At 53.6% G+C, this 4,377-nt stretch carries 7 protein-coding genes; 4 read left to right on the top strand and 3 right to left on the bottom strand.

Annotation, left to right across the window (positions count from 1 at the left end; translation table 11 throughout):
• The coding region (locus OO184_RS24515) for a CHC2 zinc finger domain-containing protein (RefSeq protein ID WP_265381403.1) at positions 1-1,125 on the bottom strand (1,125 nt) is incomplete at its 3' end.
• Between the two features lie 115 nt (positions 1,126-1,240).
• On the opposite strand from OO184_RS24515, the gene OO184_RS24510 reads away from it, so the two are divergent.
• The 3 genes from OO184_RS24510 to OO184_RS24500 all read left to right on the top strand — a co-directional run bounded on the left by OO184_RS24510 (position 1,241) and on the right by OO184_RS24500 (position 2,291).
• Positions 1,241-1,669 (top strand): helix-turn-helix domain-containing protein, encoded by a 429-nt coding sequence (locus OO184_RS24510; RefSeq protein WP_265381402.1) that lies wholly within the window; start codon positions 1,241-1,243, stop codon positions 1,667-1,669.
• Positions 1,670-1,756: 87 nt separating this feature from the next.
• Complete coding sequence (locus tag OO184_RS24505; RefSeq protein WP_265381401.1) at positions 1,757-2,080, top strand: SymE family type I addiction module toxin; 324 nt, start codon at positions 1,757-1,759, stop codon at positions 2,078-2,080.
• A 13-nt stretch (positions 2,081-2,093) separates the two neighbouring features.
• Entirely contained in the window at positions 2,094-2,291 is a 198-nt protein-coding gene (locus OO184_RS24500; protein WP_265381404.1) for a DUF7706 family protein, read from the top strand.
• Positions 2,292-2,353: 62 nt separating this feature from the next.
• Here the strand turns inward: OO184_RS24500 and OO184_RS24495 are convergent, their stop codons facing one another.
• The gene (locus tag OO184_RS24495; RefSeq protein WP_265381400.1) at positions 2,354-2,581 is read right to left on the bottom strand and encodes a hypothetical protein; all 228 of its coding nucleotides are present in this window, start codon (positions 2,579-2,581) and stop codon (positions 2,354-2,356) included.
• A gap of 4 nt (positions 2,582-2,585) precedes the next feature.
• Complete coding sequence (locus tag OO184_RS24490) at positions 2,586-3,329, bottom strand: RHS repeat-associated core domain-containing protein (RefSeq protein ID WP_376712603.1); 744 nt, start codon at positions 3,327-3,329, stop codon at positions 2,586-2,588.
• Positions 3,330-4,031: 702 nt separating this feature from the next.
• Between OO184_RS24490 and OO184_RS24485 the strand changes: the two genes are divergently transcribed.
• The gene (locus tag OO184_RS24485) at positions 4,032-4,163 is read left to right on the top strand and encodes a hypothetical protein (protein ID WP_265381399.1); all 132 of its coding nucleotides are present in this window, start codon (positions 4,032-4,034) and stop codon (positions 4,161-4,163) included.
• Positions 4,164-4,377: the final 214 nt, after the last annotated feature.

Below are 4,377 nucleotides of genomic sequence, written 5' to 3'. Positions count from 1 at the left end.
TACCTCCGCCGTCGTGCGCGCTGCTATGGCGGTGGATATTGGCGTGGCGCTCTCAAGCAGCAGGGCGAAGGCGGCTTCCGGCTCGGCCGCCTGACACAGATAGTCGTTGGCATCCATTTCGGGCGGGAACATCACGCGCAGCGGTGTGATCCCCCGCACAAGCAGCGCCTCCGCCAGTTTCACCGCCGCTTCATTGCCCGCGCTGTCATTGTCGAACGCGATAAGCACCTGTTTGATACCGTGCCGTTCGAACGCCTGCCAGTGGTCGGCTGTCACGCCATTGACCCCGTAAACGGCGGTCACGTTCCGATACCCTGCGACCCAGAACGACATCGCATCAATCAGCGATTCACACACGATAAGGCTTTTCGCGGCTATCAGCGCCGTTTCATTCCAGACGCCGCCATGCGCACCCGGTAGATAAAGGTGCGATGGCGTACCCGCCCGCAGGTGGTCGCCGATTTTACGTCCGTAGATTTCCTGTATTTGTCCTTGAGGATTGATAACCGGTACAACCAGCGAGCCGGTAAAGTGTTCATGACCCGATTCCCGCATCAGACCCAGCGAGCGCAAGCGGGCGCGGATTTCTGCACCGGATTTCAGCTTTCTTGATGGCAGCCGATAGCCCAGCGTACGGTTGGCAAAACCCAGTTTAAAGTGAGCAACCAGTTCAGGATGATTGAGCTGCCGCGCCGTCAGGTAAGCCTGCATCTCCGGGGCGTTCAGCAGGGTATGATGATAGAACTCCACCACCCGATGCAGCAGCGCCTGCCGGCCCGCTTCATCTTCGGCCAGCAACGCCGGTTCAGACGGTGCAACCAGCGGCTTGACCGCCGGATTTTCGCCGAGTAAGGCGCGCAACCGCTCCGCCGCATGGCGCAGGCTTAAGCCTTCGGTTTTCATCACCCAGTCCAGTATCGAGCCGCCTTCATTGCAGCCGAAGCAGTGATAGAGATTCTTTTCAGGACTCAATACCATTGACGGGGTTTTTTCCTGATGGAACGGGCACAGCAGCACGTAATCTTTGCCGCGTTTAATCAGCTTTCGTCCCTGTTGTTCCGCCACGGCTACTAAGGAGACGGCGGCTTTCAGGTGCTGTAGTTCTGCTTCCGGGATGCGTGCCATGTAAGCGGTCCTTATAAAATATTTTTCAATAAAGCATTTATGCTTGATAAGGTAGCTTCAAGGCTTTATCATGTCAAGCATGTAAAGTTCATATCAACGCACCGGAGCATGGAAGATGGCAGATAATTACGGCAACATAGCTCTATTTGATACCGCTATGATGACTGAGGTGCTTGATATGACAGCGACGACAGAGACCGGATTTGCCCAACGCTTGCGTGAGTTACGCAGGCAAAAGGGGTTCTCCCAGTCTGAACTGGGCAGATTGGCGGAGTTGCATTACACCCATATTGGCCGTTTTGAGCGGGGAACTTCCAGACCGGGGAGTGATACGTTAAAACGGTTAGCGGATGTACTGGGCGTAACCAGTGATTACTTGCTGGAAGGGGCCGCGACGGAAGCGGCTAAAGCAAGATTTGAGGACCGGGAGTTACTGAGACAGTTTCAGGCAGTGGAACAGTTACCGGATGAGGATAAGGAAGTGATTAAGAAGTTGCTGGATGCTTTTTTAACTAAGAAGCAGTTACAGGCGTTGGCAAGATAAAAGGACACCCTTTGATTTAACGCGGGGCTAAGGTGCTACCAACACTTTAGCCCCGCTCACCACAAGCAACTAAAAGAGGTAGTTACTATGGCTAAGGCGCATTCTAAGGCAGAAGCGGCGGTAAATAAAGCCGCGAAAACAGAACGGTATTACACGGTGGGTTATGTACCGAACGGGAATAAGGTTAACAACGCCACCCCGGCGATACATCTTAAGGGCCAGTGGCTGAGACAGGCGGGGTTTAATACCGGGGGTCAGATTACGGTGAAGGTGATGGACGGTTGTCTGGTGCTGATCCCTGACAGTGAGGCCACGCAACAACAGCATCAGCAGTACCAGCGGCAACAGAACCAGCTTAATGAGATTAAGCTGCGGATGCGTGAAATGCTGGCTGAGTACAACGCGGGCTAAGGGAGGGGATAAAATGAACATGGTGATTGAACATTTACAGGACATTCAGTTAACCCACATTGAAGCGCTGGCCCTGGCCCAACTGGTTAAGCGGCTGAACTGGGCGGAGATACGGGCTTGCGCGGTGAATGACGAGGAAGCGTATCAGATTAAGGATGCCATTGCTAAGCTCCAGTCCGCGCTGGCTTACCGTGGGTATGCGCCACGGTAGATCATGAAGAAGGCCGGAAGATCACGGAGGATCTTTCCGGCTTTTCGATGTTTAAATTATTCCTAAGGGCCGTAAAAATGCATTAACGTATCAAGGACATCCCAATCTTCCTTTGTTAATTTCCTTTTTTCCATATGATCATACTTGTGGCGAATTCCTTTCATTGGAATAGAACGATCATGATTTTTTGCTATATCCATTAATTCATTAATGTCATTATCGTTTATTACAGTTCTCTTAAGTAGCTGATAAAGCATTACTTCTGCATCTTCTCTTTTCAATATATCCATAATATTAATCCGGTAAAATTCTAATTGAATCAAAATGAATGATTTGATTATCAGCATGTAGCTGAACAGCACCACCTTTTCCATACTGAGGATATGCTGATGCAAAAGGCTCTAATTTAGTTGGATGGGTGTTACCCTCCCATGTAGGAACAAAGGCGGTTGGTTTGCCATTTTTATATAGTTGCAAAGTGTCAAAAGTACCAACCATACGCGCATCACTCCAGCCAGGTGCTATTTGGAAACCATCTCTTGCCGCACTTCCCGAAGGATATTTTTCAAATCCAAAGTAACTAACAGGTGCTGATTTATTTTTTAAAGTTGAATCTACAAATTTGTTAATAGAACCATCAGGCTCCTTATATTTCATATGGCGATACCCTGTCGATGGCATAGTTGTACTTGGCCCAGCTGGTCCAACATAAAAATCAGGTTTTGCCCCCGGACACCCCGCTAGCCCCAGTGGATCAATCCAGTTCGCCGGATTATGCACGTAACTGTAAGGATTGACTCCTCCGGCTAAGTTCAACGGGTCTGGCGATAAGTACTGGCCTGTTTCACTCTCGTAATAACGGTGCCGATTATAAAACAAACCGCTTTCCCTGTCTTCGTACTGACCACAAAACCGAAAATTACACGTCAGGTTCCTTGGGTCGTTGACCGTCAGCACCGGCCAGCGCTCCGGCTCGCCCCAGGTGAGTAATCGCCCTGCCCAGAGCAGTTCTCCCTCCTCGGTCAGGATTTCCCGCACCGTCCCTTGATGGTCTTAGGGATTACCCCGACACGACCATACTGTTTTGTCAGGATTTTTTTCTTTAATAACAGCCTGTTAAAGAGCCACGCCTCCCCCCTTCACTCATCACCGCGAACCTAAAACCCCGATGTGCACTTTGCTGATGTTAGCGCATTTTTTCCCCGACGTCAGTGCCGGGTTTCAGCCCCCTTTTCCTGCCGGAACCGGGGTTTTATCGGGAACCCGCGACGGCGGGGCAGCTTGCCTGCGCCGCTGACGCGGGTTGGCCGGGTGCGGGCCGGCGAGGCCCGCAGGTGAAGCCGTTAAGCGGGGAGCCCCTGCCTGCGGGGGCAGACGGGGCGGAGATGGCGAGGACGGGAACGAGCGAGGAGCCTGCGACTGCGAGCCGGACGCAGCCAGTGCAGCGGGGTTGGGCGGGGGCCATAAACTGCGCCAGCCTGCTGGCCTGCCTTCAGGGTTGTTGACCTTGACGGGCTGACCGGCCACGGTTTCAGGTAGGTTTGGGCACCGGAGCCGCCACGGACGGCGGCGACTGCGGCGGTGGATTTTAGCACTGATACTGACAGCAGAGGGTGAGCGAGCGAACCCTGTGCGCCGCTGGGGCTGAGAGGCCCAACCCGGCGGCCAGCCGCTCACCGGGGTTAAGGTAACCGCGCAGCGCCCTGCGGTGAACGGCGCCGACATAATGTTCCGTTAAGCGTGGCGGGCCGTTCAGGCCCATTGCGCTTAATGCCACATTATGTTGAATGGCGGCTGACCGGCAACGATTGTCACCGAGAACGCCGGGGTTCAGCGCCGGGCGGCCGGCATTTACTGCCGGGCACGCTGTAGGTAGGGGGCAGTCCGCGCGCAGGGACGTGCGCGGTCTGCCTTTCTCCGTTCCCCTGCGGACTGACAGAGGACGGGCGGGCTATCCAGCTGTACTGAGGTTTCAGTCCGGCTTAGCGCTATCCGTTTGTTTGTCATCTGGCGGCATTTTTTGCTTTGACTGCCGTTCTGCCGGATGCGTCTGTTCGTGTACTTCCTTTAAGTGACCGATAGCCAC

Source organism: Photorhabdus aballayi, assembly GCF_026153155.1.
GTDB lineage: Bacteria > Pseudomonadota > Gammaproteobacteria > Enterobacterales > Enterobacteriaceae > Photorhabdus > Photorhabdus luminescens.
The sequence above is the reverse complement of the archived record's forward strand: the minus strand, read 5'-3'. Positions and strand labels throughout refer to the sequence as shown.

What these genes read in the sequence shown, in the direction of transcription:
- OO184_RS24510 (WP_265381402.1), top strand. Translation starts at nt 1,241, where the DNA reads ATGGCAGATAATTACGGCAACATAGCTCTATTTGATACCGCTATGATG.
- OO184_RS24505 (WP_265381401.1), top strand. Translation starts at nt 1,757, where the DNA reads ATGGCTAAGGCGCATTCTAAGGCAGAAGCGGCGGTAAATAAAGCCGCG.
- OO184_RS24500 (WP_265381404.1), top strand. Translation starts at nt 2,094, where the DNA reads ATGAACATGGTGATTGAACATTTACAGGACATTCAGTTAACCCACATT.
- OO184_RS24495 (WP_265381400.1), bottom strand. Translation starts at nt 2,581, where the DNA reads ATGGATATATTGAAAAGAGAAGATGCAGAAGTAATGCTTTATCAGCTA.